General features: G+C 43.5%; 17 protein-coding genes and 2 pseudogenes. 9 read left to right on the forward strand and 10 right to left on the reverse strand.

The features are described 5' to 3' along the window. Positions 1 to 98: 98 nt before the first annotated feature. Entirely contained in the window at positions 99 to 3,629 is a 3,531-nt protein-coding gene (gene metH, locus ACYTXL_RS01070) for a methionine synthase (RefSeq protein WP_461923121.1), read from the reverse strand. Between the two features lie 209 nt (positions 3,630 to 3,838). On the opposite strand from metH, the gene ACYTXL_RS01075 reads away from it, so the two are divergent. The 3 genes from ACYTXL_RS01075 to ACYTXL_RS01085 all read left to right on the forward strand — a co-directional run bounded on the left by ACYTXL_RS01075 (position 3,839) and on the right by ACYTXL_RS01085 (position 7,269). Continuing rightward, positions 3,839 to 4,111, forward strand: coding sequence for a glutaredoxin family protein (locus tag ACYTXL_RS01075; RefSeq protein WP_461923122.1), 273 nt, complete (start codon positions 3,839 to 3,841; stop codon positions 4,109 to 4,111). Positions 4,112 to 4,161: 50 nt separating this feature from the next. Continuing rightward, on the forward strand, positions 4,162 to 5,664 hold the full coding sequence (locus ACYTXL_RS01080) for a UDP-N-acetylmuramoyl-L-alanyl-D-glutamate--2,6-diaminopimelate ligase (RefSeq protein WP_461923123.1): 1,503 nt from the start codon (positions 4,162 to 4,164) through the stop codon (positions 5,662 to 5,664). Between the two features lie 171 nt (positions 5,665 to 5,835). Next, positions 5,836 to 7,269: a DICT sensory domain-containing protein gene (locus tag ACYTXL_RS01085; protein ID WP_461923124.1), complete on the forward strand. Its 1,434-nt coding sequence runs from the start codon at positions 5,836 to 5,838 to the stop codon at positions 7,267 to 7,269. Positions 7,270 to 7,555: 286 nt separating this feature from the next. Here ACYTXL_RS01085 and ACYTXL_RS01090 read toward each other — a convergent pair whose 3' ends face one another. Together ACYTXL_RS01090 and ACYTXL_RS01095 are read right to left on the reverse strand one after the other, a co-directional pair. Further along, positions 7,556 to 9,082, reverse strand: coding sequence for a sensor histidine kinase (locus tag ACYTXL_RS01090; RefSeq protein ID WP_461923125.1), 1,527 nt, complete (start codon positions 9,080 to 9,082; stop codon positions 7,556 to 7,558). Between the two features lie 62 nt (positions 9,083 to 9,144). Further along, on the reverse strand, positions 9,145 to 9,333 hold the full coding sequence (locus ACYTXL_RS01095; RefSeq protein WP_461923126.1) for a hypothetical protein: 189 nt from the start codon (positions 9,331 to 9,333) through the stop codon (positions 9,145 to 9,147). Positions 9,334 to 9,372: 39 nt separating this feature from the next. Here ACYTXL_RS01095 and ACYTXL_RS01100 point away from each other — a divergent pair, with 39 nt between their 5' ends. The 3 genes and pseudogenes from ACYTXL_RS01100 to ACYTXL_RS01110 form a co-directional block, all read left to right on the forward strand. Further along, positions 9,373 to 10,191, forward strand: coding sequence for an SDR family oxidoreductase (locus ACYTXL_RS01100; RefSeq protein ID WP_461923127.1), 819 nt, complete (start codon positions 9,373 to 9,375; stop codon positions 10,189 to 10,191). Between the two features lie 686 nt (positions 10,192 to 10,877). Further along, a complete protein-coding gene (dnaK, locus tag ACYTXL_RS01105; protein ID WP_461923128.1) occupies positions 10,878 to 12,782 on the forward strand; it encodes a molecular chaperone DnaK in 1,905 nt (634 codons plus the stop codon). Between the two features lie 365 nt (positions 12,783 to 13,147). Then, positions 13,148 to 13,357: pseudogene (locus ACYTXL_RS01110) on the forward strand (RNA-guided endonuclease IscB); the annotation flags it as partial. On the opposite strand, the gene ACYTXL_RS01115 reads toward ACYTXL_RS01110, so the two are convergent. The 3 genes from ACYTXL_RS01115 to ACYTXL_RS01125 form a co-directional block, all read right to left on the reverse strand. Next, positions 13,338 to 13,478, reverse strand: coding sequence for a hypothetical protein (locus ACYTXL_RS01115; protein WP_461923129.1), 141 nt, complete (start codon positions 13,476 to 13,478; stop codon positions 13,338 to 13,340). The pseudogene ACYTXL_RS01110 and the gene ACYTXL_RS01115 overlap by 20 nt on opposite strands. A 102-nt stretch (positions 13,479 to 13,580) precedes the next feature. Then, positions 13,581 to 13,964, reverse strand: coding sequence for a hypothetical protein (locus tag ACYTXL_RS01120; RefSeq protein ID WP_461923130.1), 384 nt, complete (start codon positions 13,962 to 13,964; stop codon positions 13,581 to 13,583). Next, the gene (locus tag ACYTXL_RS01125) at positions 13,955 to 15,553 is read right to left on the reverse strand and encodes an McrB family protein (RefSeq protein ID WP_461923131.1); all 1,599 of its coding nucleotides are present in this window, start codon (positions 15,551 to 15,553) and stop codon (positions 13,955 to 13,957) included. The genes ACYTXL_RS01120 and ACYTXL_RS01125 overlap by 10 nt, the downstream gene beginning before the upstream one ends. 198 nt (positions 15,554 to 15,751) lie before the next feature. Here ACYTXL_RS01125 and ACYTXL_RS01130 point away from each other — a divergent pair, with 198 nt between their 5' ends. Then, the gene (locus ACYTXL_RS01130; RefSeq protein ID WP_461923132.1) at positions 15,752 to 16,492 is read left to right on the forward strand and encodes a dienelactone hydrolase family protein; all 741 of its coding nucleotides are present in this window, start codon (positions 15,752 to 15,754) and stop codon (positions 16,490 to 16,492) included. Positions 16,493 to 16,535: 43 nt separating this feature from the next. On the opposite strand, the pseudogene ACYTXL_RS01135 reads toward ACYTXL_RS01130, so the two are convergent. From ACYTXL_RS01135 to ACYTXL_RS01150, 4 genes and pseudogenes are all read right to left on the reverse strand, one after another. Then, a pseudogene (locus ACYTXL_RS01135) lies at positions 16,536 to 16,724 on the reverse strand (ATPase); the annotation flags it as partial. Positions 16,725 to 16,959: 235 nt separating this feature from the next. Then, entirely contained in the window at positions 16,960 to 17,844 is an 885-nt protein-coding gene (locus ACYTXL_RS01140) for a hypothetical protein (RefSeq protein WP_461923133.1), read from the reverse strand. Positions 17,845 to 17,914: 70 nt separating this feature from the next. Next, on the reverse strand, positions 17,915 to 18,508 hold the full coding sequence (locus ACYTXL_RS01145; protein WP_334789688.1) for a DUF1517 domain-containing protein: 594 nt from the start codon (positions 18,506 to 18,508) through the stop codon (positions 17,915 to 17,917). 56 nt (positions 18,509 to 18,564) lie between these two features. Continuing rightward, positions 18,565 to 20,130, reverse strand: a complete 1,566-nt coding sequence (locus tag ACYTXL_RS01150) for a pentapeptide repeat-containing protein (RefSeq protein ID WP_461923134.1) — start codon at positions 20,128 to 20,130, stop codon at positions 18,565 to 18,567. Between the two features lie 70 nt (positions 20,131 to 20,200). Here ACYTXL_RS01150 and ACYTXL_RS01155 point away from each other — a divergent pair, with 70 nt between their 5' ends. Together ACYTXL_RS01155 and ACYTXL_RS01160 are read left to right on the forward strand one after the other, a co-directional pair. Beyond that, positions 20,201 to 21,040 (forward strand): prephenate/arogenate dehydrogenase, encoded by an 840-nt coding sequence (locus ACYTXL_RS01155; RefSeq protein WP_461923152.1) that lies wholly within the window; start codon positions 20,201 to 20,203, stop codon positions 21,038 to 21,040. Between the two features lie 171 nt (positions 21,041 to 21,211). After that, entirely contained in the window at positions 21,212 to 21,505 is a 294-nt protein-coding gene (locus ACYTXL_RS01160; RefSeq protein ID WP_461923135.1) for a hypothetical protein, read from the forward strand. Positions 21,506 to 21,532: the final 27 nt, after the last annotated feature.

Genomic DNA, 21,532 nt, shown 5'->3' on the forward strand with positions numbered 1-21,532 from the left:
TAAGGAGAGGGGAAAAGAGATTAGGCGCTGTGTTCATAAGATAATAACCTCACCCCGCCCTTCGGGCACCCCTCTCCTTGGTAAGGAGAGGGGAAGGATTAGGCGCTGAAGTATTTTGCTAGTGGGTGATAAGCAATAATCGCAGTGGTAGACTGTTCTGGATAAAGTTGTTCACTTTCATCCATATACAAGTTAATTCTGTCAGTCTGCAATAACTCCAGCTGCTTATACTGGTCTTGGATATTTGGGCAAGCTGGATACCCAAAGCTATACCGTGAGCCACGATAGCGTTGCGCCAATATATCCCGAATATTGTCGGGTTCTTGGGCAGTAAAACCTAACTCTCGGCGAATTCTGACGTGTGTCCACTCAGCTACAGCCTCCGCTACCTGCACCGCTATACCGTGAAAATACAGATAATCGGTGTATTGATTCCCAGCAAACAGCTTTTGGGCGAACTCTGTTGCAATCTCCCCTACAGTCACCGCCTGCATCGGGAATACATCAATAATTCCTGACTCCTTTGGTGCAAAGTAATCTGCTATGCACAGCCGCCTTAATGACTTTTGTCTGGGAAACTCAAAAGTTGCAACCTGTTGTGATTGGTTCTCTGAGTCATATATATGTAGAGAATTCCCCTCAGACTGACAAGGGAAATACCCATAAATCACTTGGGGATGCAACAGATTCTCTTCAATAATTCGCTGTTTCCAAGTTTCTAAAATTGGGTAAACTTTCTCAGCCAAGAAAGCCTGATATTCTTCCTTAGATTGCTCCTTTGGTTTGCGGAATTGCCACTGTCCAGCAATTAAAGCTTGTAAATCCAAGTGCCAGAATATTTCCTCGATGGGAATATCACTAGGTTGCAATAACTGCGTTCCCCAGAAAGGCGGTGTTGGGCGTTCAATATCTATCGCCACAGCATCAGAACGTCTCGTATCTACTTCTTTTGGTTTAGCAGATGTTGTTTCTTCAGCAGTTGTAGTTACTGATTCTTTGTGACCATTTGTCGAAACTTCAGCAGTTTCGACTTCATCCAAAAAACCCTGCAAATCTTCCCAGTTACCAGCGGCCTTTGCTGGCATTAATTTATCCATGAAGTGCAAGTCAGAAAAGGCATCTTTGCCATAAACAACTTTACCTTTGTAGGTTTTTTGGCAATCTTCATACACAAATTTGGGAGTCAACGCCGCACCACCTAATATCACGGGGACACTAATTCCCTTTTCGTTGAATATCTCCAAGTTCTCTTTCATGAAGGCGGTAGATTTTACCAGCAATCCACTCATGGCAATACAATCAGCTTTGTGCTGTTCGTAAGCTTTGATAATATTTTCCACCGGCTGTTTAATTCCCAGGTTAATCACCTTGTAGCCGTTGTTGGATAAGATAATATCCACCAAGTTTTTACCAATGTCGTGGACATCGCCTTTGACTGTGGCAATGATAAAGCTTCCCTTACCATTGTTGCCAGATTCTGATTTTTCCATGAACGGTTCTAAATACGCAACCGCCGCTTTCATGGTTTCGGCAGATTGTAAGACGAAGGGTAGCTGCATTTGTCCAGAACCGAATAATTCCCCGACAACTTTCATACCATCTAGCAGGAAGGTGTTAATAATTTCTAAGGGGGGATATTCTTCTAGGGCTTTTTTCAAATGTTCTTCTAAGCCAATGCGTTCGCCGTCGATGATATGGCGTTTGAGACGTTCTGGGATGGGGAGACTTTCATCTAAGGAGCGATCGCGTTTTGTTGTGACTCCGGCAAATACTGTGGTAAGCTCTCCCAAGGGATCATACACGCAGACGTTACCCTCAAACTTGCGATCGTCATAAATCAACTGGCGACAGATTTCTTGATGGCGTTCCTCAATCTTCGAGAGTGGTAAAATCTTGTTAGCGCTGACAATGGCTGCATCCATTCCCGCCGTCGTCGCCTCGTGCAAAAATACTGAGTTCAGCACCATGCGCGACGCTGGATTTAAACCAAAGGAAATATTGGAAACACCCAAAATTACATGACTTCCAGGCAATCCTTGACGAATCCGCCGGATAGATTCAATTGTCGCCTTACCGTTTTCTCGGTCTTCTTCAATCCCGGTGGAAATTGGTAAAGCTAGGGTATCAAAGAATATTTCTGTGGGAGGTATGCCATATTCTACAGCTTGACGGTATGCGCGTTGGGCGATCGCAAACTTTTTGTCTGCTGTCCGCGCCATCCCATCTTCATCGATAGTACCAATGATTACACCAGCGCCGTACTTTTTCGCTAACTCCAGCACTTTCAAAAAGCGCGGTTCCCCATCTTCGTAGTTGGTGGAGTTCAGCAAACACTTACCACCGGCAACTTTTAAACCCGCCTCCATCTTTTCCCATTCGGTGGAGTCAAGCATTAAAGGTAATGTCACATTATTCACAATGCGCGAAACTAATTCGTGCATATCCTGCACGCCGTCACGTCCCACATAATCCACGTTGACATCGAGGATATGTGCGCCTTCTTTTACCTGCGCCCTCGCCATTGAAACGAGTCCATCCCAATCTTCTGCATTTAGCAAATCGCGGCACTTCTTGGAACCACTGGCGTTGAGACGTTCACCGACAATCAAGAAGGAATTATCTTGGTCGTAGGGCTGAGTGGTGTAAATTGATGCTGCTGCGGGTTCTAAACTTGGGTGTCTAACTTTTGGCTTCAGGTCTTTAGCAAGTTCTGCCAATTGTTGAATGTGTTCTGGACGCGTCCCACAGCAACCCCCAATCACTTGGACACCCAAATCTTCAACAAAATGCATCAATGACATCCGTAATTCCAACGGTGTGAGGCGGTAGTGCGCTTGACCGCCGACGTTCTCAGGTAAACCCGCGTTGGGAATACAGGAAACGATAAAAGGTGAATGTTCTGCCAAATACTTGATATGTGGTTTCATCAAGTCTGGGCCTGTGGCGCAATTCAAACCGAGAATGTCAATTGGATAAGGTGCCAAAATTGTCAGCACAGCACTGATTTCGGAACCAACCAACATTGTACCCATGCTTTCCATTGTCACAGATACCATCAACGGCCGGCGATCGCCCTTCTTAGCAAACACTTCTTCAATCCCATTCAGCGCCGCTTTAATTTGCAGCACATCTTGGCAAGTTTCCACCAGAAATAAATCGACACCACCATCCCACAACGCTTCTGCTTGTTCAGCAAAAGTTGCTTTCATGGTGTCAAAGTCAATATGTCCCAAGGTAGGGAGTTTAGTTGTCGGGCCAATGGAACCTGCCACAAATCGGGGTTTTTCTGGCGTGGAAAATTCCGCCGCCACACGCTTGGCTAATTCTGCGGCTGTCCTGCTGAGGTAATAGGCTTGGTCTGCCAAATCATATTCTGCCAGCACAAGGGACGTACTGCCAAAGGTATCGGTTTCAATCACATCAGCACCAGCCGCGAGAAAGTCGCGGTGAACCTTAGCGACAGCTTCGGGTTTCGTGTGGACTAAGTATTCGTTACAACCTTCATACTGTGGGCCGCCGAAGTCTTCAGCAGTCAGGTTTTGGGTTTGTAAGTTGGTTCCCATCGCCCCGTCAAAGACGAGGACTGGGCTATCTGGACTACGCAGGCGTTCAAGGAAAGGATGAGTCATATTTTCCGAGAGGAATTTGGGTCAGTCGTATAATATTCGACTTACTTTCTTATTTTCCCAAATTGTGATATTTTTGGCAGCTTTTCTTCTGAAGTTAGGTAAAAGCGCCTTGGCGAATAGAATTCGCGTGTACACCGTAGGCAAGTGAGGAGGGGGCTATGATGTACTTCATGGGATTGGGAAAGGCTATATAACTTCTTAAAGAAACAATGCAATTAATTTTATACAGTAAACCCGGCTGTCATTTATGTGAAGGCTTGCAGGAAAAGCTAGAACAAATCCAAAATCTCAGTTTCGAGTTGGAAATTAGGGATATTACGACTCGTGAAGATTGGTTGGCTGTATATGAGTATGAGGTGCCAGTAATTTATTTATCAAACCACAGAGGCGCAGAGGAAGAAGAGAAATTATTGCCGCGTCCTTCTCCTCGTGCTAGTGTGCAGCAGTTGGAGCAAATGTTACGTAAGTATTTAGCCAATTAGAAAAAAATAATGCAGAATAATCGCAAGATTAATGTGGCGAGGTTCACAAGATGAAATTGCGGGAATTACTAACGGCGGTGGATAGTGTTGAGCAATTGCCTAATTATCCGATTTTTGAGGATGTGGAAGTTAGGGGTTTGAAGACAAATTCCCATGCTTGTATTGTGGGAGATTTGTTTATTGGGATGCCAGGAACGCGGGTTGATGGTGGGGAATTTTGGCAAAGTGCGATCGCATCTGGTGCCGTAGCTGCGATCGTCTCTCTCGAAGCTGCACATAAAAATCCTCCCACAAATCAGGCTGTGGTAATCAGCGCAAGTAACATAACTCAAGCTTGCGCCCAGATAGCCAGTGCTTTTTACGGTTATCCTGGACAAAAACTCAAGCTGGTAGGCGTGACTGGTACAAATGGCAAAACTACAACGACTCATCTAATTGAATTTCTGCTGATCAAAGCTAATCTAGCTACAGCTTTGATGGGAACTCTCTACACTCGTTGGGCAGGTTTTGAGCAAACTGCTGCCCATACTACGCCCTTTGCGGTGGAACTGCAACAGCAGCTAGCTGAGGCTGTAAATGCTGGTAGTGAGTTCGGGGTGATGGAAGTAAGTTCCCACGCTTTGGCTCAAGGTAGAGTGTTGGGTTGTCAATTTGAGGTGGGAGTGTTTAGTAATCTTACCCAAGACCATCTCGACTATCACAGCGACATGGAAGATTATTTTACTGCCAAAGCGTTGTTATTTAGCCCTGAGTATCTCAAGGGACGGGCAATAATTAATGCTGATGATTCCTATGGCAAACGGTTAATCGCTTCGTTGGATTCCCAACGGGTTTGGAGTTATAGTGTCAACGATAACAGCGCTGATTTATGGATGAGTGATTTAAATTACCAGCCCAATGGTGTCAGTGGGACATTACATACACCTCATAGTGACGTGGCTTTTCGATCGCCTCTAGTCGGACAATATAATTTAGAAAATCTTCTCGCAGCCGTAGGAGCAGTTTTACACTTAGGGCTAGATTTACAGTTAGTCGCATCTGTGATACCGGAGTTTCCCGGAGTTCCCGGACGGATGGAACGGGTAGAGATTAGTCCTGACCAAGATATTAGCGTGATTGTGGATTATGCCCACACACCGGATAGTTTAGAAAATTTGCTGAAAGCTGCACGTCCGTTTATACCTGGGAAGGTGATTTGTATGTTTGGTTGTGGAGGCGATCGCGATCGCACTAAGCGCCCAAAAATGGGTAAAATTGCTGCTGAATTAGCTGATGTGGCGGTGGTGACATCGGATAATCCCCGCACTGAAGACCCAGAACGGATTTTGCAAGATATTTTGGCGGGAATTGCTGACACAGTGCAGCCAACTGTAATTTGCGATCGCGCAATCGCAATTCGTACTGCTATTTTACAAGCACAACCCGGTGATGGAGTCTTGCTTGCTGGTAAAGGTCACGAAGACTATCAAATTCTTGGTACTGAAAAAATACATTTTGACGACCGAGAACACGCACGCGACGCTTTACACCAAAGACTGAACATATCGGCTTAATCTCAAGGGTAGCAGATATGTGCTACCCTAAAATGTGTATTTCACAAAATTAAAATCGCCCATAATTCATAGTTCATGTTTCTTTCCGTGGGGATTTGTAAAAAATGCACACATAAAGGCGAGAATCGAAAACAGAATTATTTCTTGCTTCATCCTTGTTGTGCTTGACTCATGAATGTATCTCTGGCTAAGGAACTGTCTGTTTATCAACTGGTTATGGGAGTGCAAGTGCCTCCTAAACCATTGTCCCTCAGTCCTGCTACCCTGCTATCACTGGTGAGAGCGCAAATTGACTTACTAATTGAGCAGCAAATTGCAGCAACTTTATGGGTGAAGCTACCACCAGATAAAATTTGGCAATCAGAATTAGCGCGTTATAAATCCTCTGTAGGTGCGTCTAGTCTCATTTATACTTGTCAGATTGAGGAAGCAGGGGGAGATGAGGCAGAGGGAAGAGTAAATGCATCCCCCTCATCCTCTCATCATGTCTCTGTTCACCTCCCACCAGATAGCCAAATGCGACGGGAAAACTTTTTGATGGTGTTATCGCCCCAGTTTTGCAGTTTAATTTTGGCTTATCGACCACTTAAAAAACGCCAAAATCAGACATCGGTGAAGGTAAATACTAATAAAAACAAAAACCAGCCGTTGCTGATTATAACTACTGTTGAGGGGAGAATAATTCAGCAAGTATTAGATGGTATCCGAAAAGGGATTGCGCCAGAATCATCGCCAATTTTACTTGCTAGTTTTATTTGTCCAACTGTGCCTCAAGCCGCACTGATGAATCAACTGTTGGCAAAACAACTCCTTCGACAAGATGAAATTAATCGTCAAATCATCACACTAGGCACCACTAGGTTGGAGCAGAAAAAGGAAGAACTGCACAACAAAGAGCAACTCAAAGATGAATACCTGAAAAATGTATGTCAGGAATTGCGTACACCCCTGACGCACATGAAGACAGCACTTTCGATATTGAATTCCCCTAATCTTAAACCCCCCCAGCGACAACGTTATTTACAGATGTTAAATACCCAGTGCGATCAACAAAATTCCCTGATTACTGGTTTGTTGGAACTGGTGCAGCTAGAACGGAATTTGGAGAGAACTACTTTGGAGTCAGTGCGTCTCTCAGATATTGTGCCTGGAGTAGTCAGTACGTATCAAACTGTAGCCCAAGAAAAAGGGATTATCTTAGCCTACACTGTACCGCCTGAAATCCCATCTGTTTGGTGCGTGAGCGGTGGTCTGAGGCAAATTGTGATCAAAATGCTACATAACAGCATTAAGTTTACCCCTAATGGTGGTCAAGTATGGGTGCGTGCTCGTATTCAAGGCGATTATGTCCAATTAGAATTCCGTGACACAGGTATCGGTATTGCCGAAAACGAAATTACCAAAATCTTTGAGCGGTTTTATCGTGTGCGTACAGCCGCAACTGAAGATTATGGTGGTGCTGGGTTGGGGTTAACAATTGTACAGCAATTGCTGTTACGCTCTGGCGGATCTATTTCTGTAAAAAGTAAATTATCTGAAGGTTCCACATTTACAGTGCAACTGGCAACTGTTGCTAATACCCCAAGAGCATTGGTGTCAACTTAAGAAAAAATCTGCTTTGAGAAGGCGTTTTGCCCTCATCCCCTAACCCCGAATCCCAAGTTGGGATTCGGGGAACTAGAGAATTTGCTCCCCTCTCCCAATTTTGGGAGAGGGGCTGTTCTTGTGAGGGTCAAACCTGGAAAGCTTGCCAAGTCTAACTTCTACGTTAAGTTGACACCAATACCCCAAGAGCGATCGCTACAGAAAATTAGTGATGAGTTATGAGTGATGAGTTATGAATTTTTAACTCCTAACTCGTGTAGAGAGGCGATTAATCGCCTCTCTACTCCTAACTCCTAACTCCCGGCTTCTGCTTGCTAACTTCTAAAGGCAGGAAAATCGTCAAAACTTCCCCATAATGTGGACGCTGGCGCACAATCAATTTACCACCGATCGCCTGAAACAAATGCTTGGTTGCGGCGATATTCAAACTAATTGTACCCGTTTCTGGTTGGAACATCAGCAGTTGACCCAGCGCCTTACGAATTGGTGGCGTTGTAGGTGTGGCGGCTTTACTTGAATCTTTGCACCCAAATTGGGGCGATAATTGTAACTTCAGCTGATCTCCAGCCGGGATAACTTGTACTTGAATATGGCTGCCGGGGGGTAAGCTGCGAGTGAAATTCTCTATCAAACCAGTGAGTACCTGATCCAGCATGGTGGGATTACTCACCACCGTTGGTAATTGCTGGGGTAAAACAACATTTAAAGTTAAGTTCCGCCGATGCGCTGCTTGTTCCCACCGGGGAATACTCTGCTGCAACACTTGATCTAAAGACATCGGTGTGAGTTGAGTTTTTGAAGATTTTGTGGAAGCAGTAGTTTCCAGTTCTGCTGCCTTAAACAGCAACTCCATGCGGTCAATTTGCTCGGTACACTCGTGATCGATAATTTTTAAGCGATTGATCACCCCAGCATCTAAGTCTCGCCGCTTCAACAGCAGACGAGTCATGGTGCGAATAGTTGTTAAAGGTGTGCGGACTTCGTGAGCAAAGGCTTGGAGGAATTCTACATCAGGATTTGAGGATTGGGCATTGAGGATTGGGCATTGGGCATTGGGCATTGGGCATGGGTTATTTTCCTTGTCCCCCTTGTCCCCAGTCCCTTCTGGTTCGGTTAATTCCTGAAGCAACAACTGGCTAAACTCAATCATGATCCGGTAATCTGGTGCTACCGGGGAATACTGTTCTACTAAGGCATCCAGGCGGGCGAAAAATTCTGGATTAGCGAGCATTACCCTTGCTCCTAGCGATCGCCAAGCCTGCTGTACTACCTCTGGCTCAAAAGAAAATGAAAAGGTTTTTTTACCGTTCTTGTGTGTTGCTAAAACTAGTACTAATCTAAATTTATCTGTAAAAACTAAGCAAAACTGCTCTGCACCCAACGGATCGGCAGGTAGTAAGGAAAGTAGCGATTCATCGGGAGCGATTTCTTCATTTACAGAGGCCTTGGCGTAACCCGCACTTCGACTTACTTGGACTGCGCTCGCTACAAGTGGCTCTGTTACCAACTCAGGCATCGCATGTGGCATTTGAAATGGCATCAGCGCCAAAGGATTAAATGGTTTTGCCGTAAAAGTTACTGTTTGTAAGCTTTGAGTCAGTTTTGGCTGACTCAATAATGGTGCTGGTGCAGCTAAAACCAATCCTTGGGTTCTGCCTGTTGAAGAATCTGCTAAAGTATTTAATAGCAAATGTTCTGTTGCTGCGAGGCTGACACGCCACTGCTGCTGTGCTTTAGCAGGTGAACATTCAGTCACACTTGATTGATTTTCAGCCAAGATTTCGCTCAGGCTTGGCAATATCCATTTGTACACAAGTTTTCACCCCTTAATTCAAGAGCGACTAACAGCGTCTAGGGTAGACATTTCACTACTACCTAAGAGGTTATATCTATTTGTGTACTGATGACAGTGGTAGAACCGAACAATTGGGGCGCAATTCCCCCTCTAAGTGTGATGTCTACGATGGTTACTGAGCTTGCCGAAGTACGGGCTACGCCTACGCAGTTATCGCCTAAAAAATATTCGTGCTGATTTTTACCGCCTACGAGTGGGCTGTATTCCATACAATTGAGAACCGCATAGACTATCTCAAAGGCACTTTTATGACTTCTTTTGAAACTTCAGTTAAAGATTTGGTACTAGTTGCTGGTGCTACTGGTGGAGTAGGGCAACTCGTGGTAGGCAAGCTGCTAGAAAAGGGCTTGAAAGTTCGTGTCCTGACACGCAATGCCGCAAAAGCTGAAGAAATGTTTAACCAGAGAGTAGAAATTGCCGTTGGTGACATCCGCCAGCCAGCTACACTGCCAGCCGCAATGCCAGATGTCACCCAGATCATAAGTTGTACCGGAACCACTGCCTTTCCCTCTACACGATGGGAGTTTGACCAACCTCCAAACTTGATTGAATGGGGAATCACTTTCCTTAACCCCAAATCTAGTGAAGCAAAAGCAAATAATAGTCCGGTAAAGGTCGATGCCCAAGGTATCAGCAACCTAGTGGCAGCAGCACCCCGGAATTTGCAGCGATTCGTTTTCGTCTCTTCCTGTGGAATTCTCCGTAAAAATCAGTTTCCTTTTAGTATTCTTAACGCGTTCGGCGTCTTGGATGCCAAACAAAAGGGTGAGGAGTCGATTATTAATTCTGGATTACCCTACACCATTATCCGCCCAGGACGCCTCATTGACGGGCCATATACGTCATACGACCTCAACACCCTTCTCAAGGCAAAAACCGGGGGTAAATACGGTGTGGTCGTAGCCACCGGGGATACACTTTCGGGTGATGCCAGCCGGATTGACGTAGCAAACGCTTGTGTGGAATGCCTTTTTTACCCAAGTAGTTCCAGACAAATTTTTGAAATAGTCAACCAGGGACAAAGACCGCCTGTGATTGACTGGGAAACTCTTTTCTCGTCGCATTAATTATAAATCTAAGGTTTTTCTCGTGTTTGGCAAGGTATTCAAGCACTCCCCGGCTGGACAACACGGCAAATACGGGCGATAAGTAGCCATCTTTGGCTAACTGATACAAAATCCGTGGACAGTTAGAAACAGCAGTCGCAGAGCTAAGGAGACATCCTGAGGTAATTAAAAAGGTGACAAGGGCGGGGGCGAATCCGCCCCAGAAGGGTTGGGTTGCTGCCACTAGATTGAGATAGGCGCTATCACCTAATCCGGGGGCTGTGGCTAACCGCATTAAAACCCATCAACCACCGAGATAGACGATCGGAATCAATCCAGGCTTTTGTAGTTTGTTGCCTCTAAAGACGGCAAACACCACTCTGACGTTACGGTTCACCCTAATTGCTGAAAGTATTAATTCTTATACATTAGACAGAGTGAAGGCAATTAATTCATGAACCAACTAAAAACACAATTTAGTTAGTTTAACTGTCCCAAGCAAGGTTCGGGAAACCACCCTTCATGGACTGGCTAGCACTAAGCTTCAGTATATATATCAGCATAATCTGGAGTTTTAACCCCAGGAAAGCCAAACCAAAGGTATTCATGCTGAACTGGCTGATTTATTGACCCGGTTGGTTCAAAATTTAGTCCTTTATATTCTCATTCATTCATTCATTTGTAGTTATACGGAGCCAGCACCTAAAATGGCAAAAGTAGTCGGAATTGACTTAGGAACAACGAACTCCTGCGTGGCAGTGATGGAAGGTGGTAAACCCACAGTAATTGCTAATGCTGAAGGTTTTCGGACAACGCCATCAGTAGTCGCATTTGCGAAAAATGGCGACAATTTGGTTGGTCAAATCGCCAAACGCCAAGCGGTGATGAACCCCGAAAATACGTTTTACTCAGTCAAACGCTTTATCGGACGCCGCTACGACGAAGTGAGTAATGAAGCTACAGAAGTTTCTTACAAAGTCCTCAGCAGCAACGGCAATGTCAAACTAGATTGTCCAATCGTTGGTAAACCATTTGCTCCTGAAGAAATTTCTGCAAAAGTTCTTCGCAAACTAGTTGAAGATGCCAGCAAATACCTGGGCGAAACCGTAACCCAAGCTGTAATCACCGTTCCGGCATATTTCAACGACTCCCAACGCCAAGCGACAAAAGACGCTGGTAAAATTGCCGGGATTGAAGTTCTGCGGATTATCAACGAGCCTACTGCTGCTTCTCTGGCTTATGGATTTGACAAGAAGAGTAACGAAACCATTCTTGTGTTTGACCTTGGTGGTGGTACTTTCGACGTATCCGTGCTGGAAGTAGGAGACGGAGTTTTTGAAGTACTAGCCACATCTGGTGATACCCACCTCGGCGGTGACGATTTCGATAAAAAAATAGTTGACTTCTTAGCTGAGAAGTTCAAGAAAGACGAAGGCATTGAGCTACGAAAAGATAAGCAAGCTTTACAACGTCTGACTGAAGCCGCAGAAAAAGCCAAAATTGAGCTTTCTAGCGTCACTCAAGCAGAAATCAACCTGCCATTTATCACCGCTACCCAGGATGGGCCTAAGCACCTGGATACAACCTTGACTCGCGCCAAGTTTGAAGAACTTTGCTCTGACTTAATCGACCGTTGTCGTGTTCCTGTGGAAAACGCCCTCCGGGATGCCAAGTTAAACAAAGGCGATATTGATGAAGTGGTGTTAGTTGGTGGTTCTACCCGGATTCCCGCAGTCCACCAGATTGTGAAGCAGGTATTGGGTAAAGACCCCAACCAAAGTGTTAACCCCGATGAAGTGGTAGCAGTTGGTGCAGCCATTCAAGCTGGGGTACTGGCTGGTGATGTAACTGGCATCTTGCTGTTAGACGTGACACCGCTATCTTTGGGTGTAGAAACATTGGGCGGCGTAATGACCAAAATTATCCCCCGGAATACGACAATTCCCACCAAAAAATCAGAAGTTTTCTCCACTGCTGTGGATGGTCAAACCAACGTAGAAATTCACGTCCTTCAAGGTGAACGCGAATTCTCTAACGATAACAAGAGCTTAGGAACCTTCCGCCTTGATGGTATTCCACCTGCACCACGCGGCGTTCCTCAAATTGAAGTAGTCTTCGACATTGATGCCAATGGTATCCTTAATGTCACCGCTAAGGATAAAGGTACTGCTAAAGAACAGTCCATCAGCATAACTGGCGCTTCCACCCTGGATAAAAATGACGTTGACCGGATGGTGAGAGAAGCTGAACAGAACGCTTCATCTGACAAAGAACGGCGTGAGAAGATTGAACGCAAGAACCAAGCCGACTCTTTGGCATACCAAGCTGAGAAGCAGCTACAAGAATTGGGCGATAAAGTTCCGGCTGCTGATAAGACCAAAGTCGAAGGTTTGGTAAAAGAAGTGCGGGAAGCAGTTGCTAAAGAAGACGATGAGCAAATCAAGAAGCTGACCCCAGAATTGCAACAAGCGCTATTCGCTGTCGGTAGCAACATCTATCAACAAGCCGGTGGCGGTGCTGCACCAAATGCTGAACCTCAAGATGGTGGTTCGACATCTAGCTCTGGTAGCGCCGATGATGTGATTGACGCTGATTTTACAGAGAGCAAATAATTCCCTTACTTCTTTTGGGAAGATTATCTTGTCCCACCTCATATTACTCACTCAGGCAAATGTCTGGGTGGGGATTTTTTTTAGGAGTTGGCAATTATATCATGTCCGCATATTTTATAGTCTAGCTCCTGGCTGTGCGATCGCGTTGCCACAATCTAAATGTATCATCAAAGTCGAATACCTTCACTTAGCTATACCTCTAAATCAGATTCGTACTCACTAACTCCAATCAGTAATGCTACTTTAACCATTTAAATACTCAATCGTACTACAAAGTTTTGAATATATCTTAAGTATTCACTTTTACCGACTCTAGCGTAATATTCCACTTAGAGCGAGTACAGAAAATTTTAAGTCAAGCTTGAAGACCTTTAGCAGATGCAGCCGCACTTAATACAACTCGTTTGGCATTGCTGGAAGTTTTAAAAACAACTAGATTACCTGTAAAAACAGGTTCAGGAGGGTTGACCAAATTTAATCGCTTTCCTCAAAATTTAGAGAAAATGCACTGGCTAGATGCGGCTTGTACTGGTGCATCAACACCAATTTTAAATATCAAAGGAATTGTGACCCTCCGGCTTTTTTAATTGCTGGAAAAACTACTTTTAAACCACTTGGTAGCAAGGTGAAAACGTAAGCGAACAACGCACCAAAACCTAGAAAATTAGGCAGAAGAACAATACCTAAATTCCACATAATTCTTCTCTATTATTAAGCGCTTATGCTATTATTCGCAACTTGACAAAAATTGAGTTTTGTTGAACATCAAGTTCTGCTTCTTTGAACCTCACATATTTATCAAACTCCACTGCTTACTGAGTTCAACCCTGAGAATGACTGACTTGTTTCTGAGTTAGATTCACAATCCATCAGCCCTTCGAGAAAGCGAAACCCTTTCAAATTGTAGGCATATTCCAGCATTCCGAAGAGGTTTTGGATAGGCACTTTCGGATTTATTTTTAGATGCAATTCAGGAGTTACAGGAATGTAACCTACCCATCCTTTAGCTTTCAGTTTCCAATTTTCTCTCGTTTTATAGGTAGGAAATTCTATATCTACTTGTATTTTGTATTTCTCATATAACTCAACCCCGGCTGAATAGGGTATTTCATCACGCTGAAATAATTTATTTTCGTATTCTGTAAGTTCAATGATTCTTGGTTGTGCGGGGTTTATATCCATAGTTTATTTTTAATTTCATCCCAACGAAACTCATCTACTTTTTGTAGCTGGTTAAAAAAGTACTCTTCTAAATATGGCTCAATTTCCATGCGCCAGATATCTTCTATATCTTCACGTAGGTTGTCTGTTAAAAAGAATGAAATACCAATTTCGTAATTTTTATCTGCGATCGCCTGATTTAATTGCTGTAAAATGTTAATTAATCCCTCTACTGCAAAACCTGTTTTTAGGTGATAACTTCGCAGGACATCATGGTTTGGGCTAAGTTCAATAAATGCAAAGCGGCGGCGTAGCGCATGGTCTATATTTGCAATAGACCTATCTGCTGTGTTCATTGTGCCAATAATGCGGACATTTTTCGGGATGCGAAACCTGTTACCACCAGCTAATGGAATTTCTCTATCTCGGTACTCAAGCAAGTACATTAGTTCGCCAAAAACTTGAGCTAAATTTGCACGGTTTATTTCATCGATAATTAAAACACAAGTCCCTTGATGATACTCTGCTTCTTTACAGAATTTTAGAAAACTGCCTGGAAGCAAAGGGTATGTTAATTGTCCATCTTGGCTTTGAGGACGTATACCTTGAATAAAGTCCTCATAAGAGTATGTGGGATGAAATTGAAGAAGTTCTGAGAAGCCATCACTACCACCTATTAAATGTTTTGCAAGGTGTTCAGCAATAAAGGTTTTTCCTGTTCCAGGCGAACCGCTTAAAATTACTTGTTTTTTGCGATTAATTGTACGTATCCAGCGTCCTAACTCTGCTTCAGTAAACCCAGTTTCGTCAGAAATTCGCTTAATAGAATGCTTAGGTTTTAATTGATATGAAGAGAAAAACCTGAATACTTGATTAGCAGCATCCGTAACTTCTTGTGAGTGCTTAAAATCATCTAAATGACCAAAATTATCAAAATCAGGTGTAAAATCTGTGTTATCCATAATTTCTTGATTTTCAAATATTTCTATAATTGCAACTTCATATTTTAAAAATTGGTTATCTTCATAAAAGTCTTCATGCTTCTCAGATGATTTAATTATTTTTTCCAGTAATATAGTTTCACTTATTAGTTCAGCGTCTATTCTTTGAAAATCATATTCCTCTTCTTCAAAATGTTTATACTTAATAGCTTGTGGTGCTTTAAATAACATTAAATTATTGTCAAGGTTATCTATTAATAATTGTATAATTTGCTGTAAAGCAATATCTATAGAATATAAAAGTAAACTATCTAATTCTGAATTTGGCACTAGGGGTAAAGCCAAACTATCTACACATTCGATTATGTATTGGAGAGAATCATCAGCCATCCTAATAGCTCTAATCCACTCGCTCATGTAATAATAAGCATAGTATTGCCAATCATCCTCGTTCAATAATTCTAGGTAAAAACTTACAAGAGCAACAAAGTGTATGATCACTTGCAAAAATTCAGGCTTATTAGAATAAGTTGTAAGTCCAGCTTGGATTATTATTTCCCATGCTTGCCAAATCAGTTCTAATGCTTCCCATTCATGCTCTGATCCTACAGTCGCAATTCGGGAAGCGTAAGCTACATCACCCCAAGTAAGAATATTTTTTTGATTCATATCACAGATGATCTAAATAGCCCAATTCATTACTTTATAAAATTTAATACTTATTTATTAACTATTAAGGCGATCGCAACAAACTTTCACTGACAGAAGAACGCCAAATTGTGGGTTAAAAGTAACCGGATGCTGGAAAAACTTCGGGTATTGTGTAGATGCGGATGAATGCCTTCGGCAATACACGGAGACAAAAAAGTGCAAATCACTAAGCGCAATGTTGAGTTAAGAGTAGATGGCAGCTTAATGCGTGTTTATGTAGCGGCTCCCAAAGCAACCGGAAAATACCCTGGTATTGTCTTCTACAGTGATATTTATCAGTTAGGTGATGCAATGATTCGTCTAGCTAACTACTTAGCAGGATACGGCTATGTAGTAGCAGCCCCAGAAATTTTTCACCGAATTGAGCCAGTTGGTTTAGTAATTGAGCCAGACGATCTGGGACGGATGCGCGGAAATGACGATGCTCGTCGAACCTCCGTAGCTGATTATGATGCCGATTGCCTGGCGGTGATTGAATTTCTGAAAACAGAGAGTGCGGTTTCTCCAAATCAAATAGGCACTTTAGGCTTTTGTATTGGTGGACATTTAGCTTTCCGCGCGGCATTTAAAAGCGAAATTCGGGCTTGCGTCTGCTGTTACCCGACTGGTATTCCCAGTGGCAAACTGGGTAAAGAGGTAGCCGATACAATCGAGCGGGTAAGTGAAATCAAAGGCGAGATGCTAATAGTGTTCGGTACTCTTGACCCTCATATCCCAGAGAGCGATCGCCAAACCATAATCAGAGCAATTGAGAATGCTAACGTGCCTCACAAAGTTCTTTTGTATGAAGCAGAACATACATTCATGCGCGACGACGGTTATCGTTATGATTCTAGTGCTACCACTGCTGCTTGGTCTGAAATAGTAACTTTCTTAGGGCGGATATTTACAGACTGAAAACTCGTATTATTGCGTTCTTCGGTTAACAGTTAGTAGTCCGTCAATTTTGAGTTGTCTGCAACGCCAACAAACCAGCACCGTAAGCAGGCTCATACCTCGGAAAAATCACATTTACTTCAGGAAACTTCTTAACAAGAGACGCTGCAAATCTCTCATGTATCTTGGATATACACCGCCACACACTTCCTGTTGTGACTACTTCCAAAACCGAGTCAGTACTAAAAATGGCAGCTTACACCTATTTGCCCAAAAAACCCTCGATTGACATTTACCCAAATCCTGCACTACCTCCTGGCGTTTTTTACTTCCGTCGAACTCACGTTAGGTTAGGGAGAATCAAGCCTTAACCCCAGCGTATTGAGATATAAAGAGAAGCCGGAGGGTTGACTTGTGATCCTCCGACTTCTTTATGCAACACGCTACCTTCACTTCTTAGGTGGTGTATTTATTGAATTTAGAATTTCCTAACGGCGTCTGCTGCCAAAACCACTTGAACGGCGGGGTGCTGAACTACGCCCGCTACCAAAACTACTACCAGAATTGCGTCTGATGGTGCTGGAGTTACCAGAGGGTCGCAAGCTGCTACCACCAAAACCAGAACCCGAAGGACGGTTATTACCTGTAGTGCTACGCGGTGTATTGCGTATAGTTGAATTTCCCGGATATGATCTTCTAATTGTGCCTGTATTGCGGAAGGCAGTGCGATTTGTTACGGCTGCGGGTGGCACATTATAGCGAGTTTGGTAGTTTTGAACTGCTTGGCCATAGCTTCCCCCATAGCCACCGAAGCCACTTAATCCTTGACCTGATTGATAGACAGGGGGTACATAATATTGGGGTCTAAAGAACATACTACCAATTGCCTGACCAGCCAAGCTACCAGCTACAGACCCAGCAAACGGTGCCCAGAAATTATTTTCTCGACGGACTACAACCGTCTCTTGTTGTCCTGTTTGAGGATTGGTTTTATTCTCGGTAACGTTGTGGACGTACTCAATTTTAAAGTCTTCCGTCACATATAAAATCGGTTGTCCTTTTTCTACCTTTAGATAGCTTTTCTTACCTTGCTTGATTTGATCATCAGTTAACCGTGCCATTTGCAAATTTTCGGTTGCAAAGGTTGGAGGATTATTGTTAAGTAAAAACAAGCTGTATTCCCCAGTTGCATCGTCATAAGTAGCTTGTTGTATTTGATATTCCCCGTCACTCAGCTTGGTGGCATTAAAGCTTTGGCTAACGTTCTTAGGTGAAGAATTAGTTTGGTTTTGGCCTGCACAAGCGACAGTTGTCAGACACAAACTCAGAGCTAAAAAAACGGCTGTAAATTTACGTACTATGGTCATGATCATTGGATTATTGTCCTATCTCTGAGCTTAAAAATTTCTCGATGTGAGTAGTAAGTACGGACTACCCAACAGATTACAAAGGAATCAATTCTGGGTAATATTGCAACAGTTGATCGCTAGTGAGTTCATCGCCTAACTGTGCTGGCGAGAAATGTACTTGGATTGCCTTGAGTTTATGTTTATAGTGCAAATTGATTAAAGCTTTAAAAGCTTCCTTCAGGGACTGAACGTTAGAAAGATCAGTTTCTAACTGTGGTATTTCTCCTTCATAAGCTACTGTAATTATCACAATGACGTTGCGGGTTACAGGTATAGATAAAGGTTGATTCAATCCAGAGTCAGAACTGTAATCTGGTTCACTAAGATATCTTTGGGCAGAATCAGTAAATAATTCATTCACGTAATCTCCCGCCTCGCCTTCATCCCAAAATACATCGCCTTCGTTGGCAGCAGAAAGCCAATATTCATCGTATTGCAACAGGGTTTGGCTAATTTCTACCAATCCTTCTCCCAAAACTTCTAAATCGCCATCGGCATCGATCGCATCTCGTCCAGCACTATTCAATACTCCCATAATTGGGGCTACCTCACCTCCCCCTAAGTGCAGAAATAGGCGAAAGACTACATAGCGATTTCGACCGATGATTTTATTAAAGGTATCGCGCATTTTTATCCTCCAGAAATTTGTTATTTGTCATTTTTCATTTGTCCAATGCCGAATTACTAATGACTAATATAGTGAAATCCTTTAAAAAAATCTATAACCATATCTAAGGAAGGCAATATATATTTTGTGGAGTTATGGGATGTATCATCATAAGCTGAAGTATTGAGAGCAGAGCGATTAATAAATCTTTTCCCAAAGTTGGGATGGTCATGGACAATCAAATTGTGGGCGCTGGAATTCGTTAAAATTATTTGGGTTGGGGCTTGGCAAAAATTTAATTTTGCGGCGACTGCGATATTTTTTTTCATCTGTTTAATTGTTGTAGCCTGACTTATGGCTTGCTCTACAAGAATATTTAATTGTTTCACCATATCCGGCGATTTGAAATTTTTGTTGGCAACAACTTCACTATTAATCATTTCCACCAGACTGAAAATATTCTTTTGGGTAGATGCCGCATCTAGAAAGGGAAGAATCACAATGTAAGCAGTGGAAAATAAGGCTTCGTCGCTATCTAGATAAAAGGTGAAAACAGTGCGACGACACCCACTGTCGATGCTTGGGGGTTGTTTCAGCCCCCGGTATTCTTGAGCAATTTGGTAGTAAGCCCCAGCGATCGCAAAACTGGCTTCATGTTCTAGGGGTGCATCAACAATAATCCGAATTGTTGGCGGTGTTTCGTTAAAAAAATCTCGTGAGTCTTCGGAATCGAACTTTTGGATTATGGAGCGATCGCCTGCGGGGCTAAGATCAAGCCATTCACAAGTCATACCTTCGGTTTTTAAACCAAACCTGGAGGTGGCATAAAGTTTTGCCCCAGTTAAAGTTGCTCCTGTTAAATCAGCACCGATCCATTCCGTCTTAATTAATTTTGCCTGAGTTAAATCGGCGTGGATTAAACTAGTATTCGTTAAATTTGCATTGCTTAAATCTGCGCCAATTAAATTAGCCCCGCTCAATTTTGCGCCGCTCAAATCTGCCCACCGGAGATTCGCCCCCCTCAGATCTGCCCACCGGAGATTCGCCCCGCCCAAATCTGCCCCGCTCAAGTTAGCATGGCTGAAATTGGCTTGTCTGAGTTCGGCATCTCGCAAATTTGCACCGCTCAAGTCAGAACGACTCAGGTCACTGGAGTTTAAATTAGCCATCTCCAAGTTAGCTCCCGTCAAGGAAGCGCCTCTCAAGAGTGCCCCACTCAAGTTAGCCTGACGGAGATTCGCTTGGCGGAGTGTCGCCTCTCGCAGATCGGCACTGGTGAGGTCAGCCTCTGACAGGTCGGCGCGACTGAGATCAGCGCGAATTAACTCGGCGCGGATCAATGAAGCTCCTTTAAGTTGAGCGCGACTGAGATCCGCTCGAATCAAATTAGCGACGTTCAAACTGGCGTTATTCAAGATGGCGTTAGATAGATTCGCGCCACGGAGTCGGGCTATATTCAGCTTGGCATTGCTCAAGTTAGCTTCACTCAGATTCGCGCCACTCAAGTTAACTATACTCAAATTAGCATCGCTAAGATTTACGCCACTGAGTTTAACCCCACTCAGGTTAGCTTCCGCAAGGTCAACACCACTAAAGTTTAAGACTCCTGCTGCATATTGTTCCAGTAATTCCTCTATAGTCATTGATGCTACCCCTTGGATGCCAACTTTAATAGTTGGTAAAGTCAGAAAAAACGGAATGTCAAAATCAAAAATGAATATTGGGATTTTAGGACTGGGACTGATCGGCGGCTCTTTGGGTTTTGATTTGCGATCGCAAGGACATCATATCTTAGGAGTTAGTCGCCGTGAATCCACCTGTGAAAAGGCAGTTGCCCTCGGCAGTGTTGATCAAGCATCAGTTGATCTGAACCTGTTGGCAACCGCAGAGGTTGTATTTATTTGTACACCTCTAGCCCTCATTGTGCCTCAATTTGAACAGTTGATCCCTCATTTGTCTGTCGCTACCGTTGTCACTGATGTAGGTTCGGCGAAAGCCCAGATAGTCAAGGCGATTTCTCCCCTTTGGAATAATTTTATCGGCGGTCATCCAATGGCAGGAAGAACAGAGAGTGGGATAGAAGCTGCACAGAGGCATTTATTTGTCGATAAACCTTATGTATTAACACCGGTAACGACAACAACTACCACTGCAATTACCGTTGTGGAGGAAATTGTGCGATCGCTGGGAGCGAATATCTACCATTGTCAACCAGAGCAACATGACCGCGCTGTTAGTTGGATTTCCCATTTACCTGTAATGGTCAGTTCCTCATTGATTGCTGCTTGTTTGAGTGAAACTGAAACAGATGTTTTGGAATTAGCCCAAAAGTTAGCTAGTTCCGGCTTTCGGGATACCAGTCGTGTGGGTGGTGGCAATCCAGAGTTAGGCGTAATGATGGCGCGGTATAATCGTCAAGCATTGCTGCGATCGCTCCAACAGTATCGCCATAATCTCGATGAGTTGACTAACTTAATTGAGCAAGAGAATTGGGTAGTTTTAGAGTCAAAGTTGAAATTAACTCAACAGGCACGACGTGATTTTGTTGAATAGTTGTCAGGTGCGTTCAGCTATCGAGAACGCACCCATTTTCACATTTAAATTCTGAATTCTCAATTGTGACTCCGAAATTCTTTTCTGATAAAATCTTTAAAAAATGCTACTCAACAGTTTAAATAGTCACCAAACCGATGTACTATACAGATAAATTTGCAAAAATCAACAATGGTAGAACGCCCAATCAAGAAATCGGAACGTCAGTCCCAAGGAAGTACTGACAACAATTCCGAAAACTCCGATTCTATACCTCCTATTGAATCCAACCTCAAAAGCTCAAAACCGACTCGTAATCGTTCCTCTGGCACAGAGAAAAAAGCATCATCCTATGGGGATGAAAAGAGGCAGCCGGGGAATCCTGCCCTAGCGCGTGGCCCAAAACCCGTTAAACCTCCAGCCAAAGTCAAAACAGAAGAACTTGAAACCGAATCGGAACCTATCTCTGAAGAGTCTCCAGACTAACATTACAAGTGTTACATATGATGTGGG

The organism is Nostoc sp. (assembly GCF_054880495.1).

Excerpts from the sequence above, each read along its gene's own strand:
- metH (WP_461923121.1), bottom strand. The coding sequence starts at position 3,629 with ATGACTCATCCTTTCCTTGAACGCCTGCGTAGTCCAGATAGCCCAGTC.
- ACYTXL_RS01075 (WP_461923122.1), top strand. The coding sequence starts at position 3,839 with ATGCAATTAATTTTATACAGTAAACCCGGCTGTCATTTATGTGAAGGC.
- ACYTXL_RS01080 (WP_461923123.1), top strand. The coding sequence starts at position 4,162 with ATGAAATTGCGGGAATTACTAACGGCGGTGGATAGTGTTGAGCAATTG.
- ACYTXL_RS01085 (WP_461923124.1), top strand. The coding sequence starts at position 5,836 with ATGAATGTATCTCTGGCTAAGGAACTGTCTGTTTATCAACTGGTTATG.
- ACYTXL_RS01095 (WP_461923126.1), bottom strand. The coding sequence starts at position 9,333 with ATGGAATACAGCCCACTCGTAGGCGGTAAAAATCAGCACGAATATTTT.
- ACYTXL_RS01100 (WP_461923127.1), top strand. The coding sequence starts at position 9,373 with ATGACTTCTTTTGAAACTTCAGTTAAAGATTTGGTACTAGTTGCTGGT.
- dnaK (WP_461923128.1), top strand. The coding sequence starts at position 10,878 with ATGGCAAAAGTAGTCGGAATTGACTTAGGAACAACGAACTCCTGCGTG.
- ACYTXL_RS01115 (WP_461923129.1), bottom strand. The coding sequence starts at position 13,478 with ATGTGGAATTTAGGTATTGTTCTTCTGCCTAATTTTCTAGGTTTTGGT.
- ACYTXL_RS01120 (WP_461923130.1), bottom strand. The coding sequence starts at position 13,964 with ATGGATATAAACCCCGCACAACCAAGAATCATTGAACTTACAGAATAC.
- ACYTXL_RS01125 (WP_461923131.1), bottom strand. The coding sequence starts at position 15,553 with ATGAATCAAAAAAATATTCTTACTTGGGGTGATGTAGCTTACGCTTCC.
- ACYTXL_RS01140 (WP_461923133.1), bottom strand. The coding sequence starts at position 17,844 with ATGATCATGACCATAGTACGTAAATTTACAGCCGTTTTTTTAGCTCTG.
- ACYTXL_RS01145 (WP_334789688.1), bottom strand. The coding sequence starts at position 18,508 with ATGCGCGATACCTTTAATAAAATCATCGGTCGAAATCGCTATGTAGTC.
- ACYTXL_RS01150 (WP_461923134.1), bottom strand. The coding sequence starts at position 20,130 with ATGACTATAGAGGAATTACTGGAACAATATGCAGCAGGAGTCTTAAAC.
- ACYTXL_RS01155 (WP_461923152.1), top strand. The coding sequence starts at position 20,201 with ATGAATATTGGGATTTTAGGACTGGGACTGATCGGCGGCTCTTTGGGT.
- ACYTXL_RS01160 (WP_461923135.1), top strand. The coding sequence starts at position 21,212 with ATGGTAGAACGCCCAATCAAGAAATCGGAACGTCAGTCCCAAGGAAGT.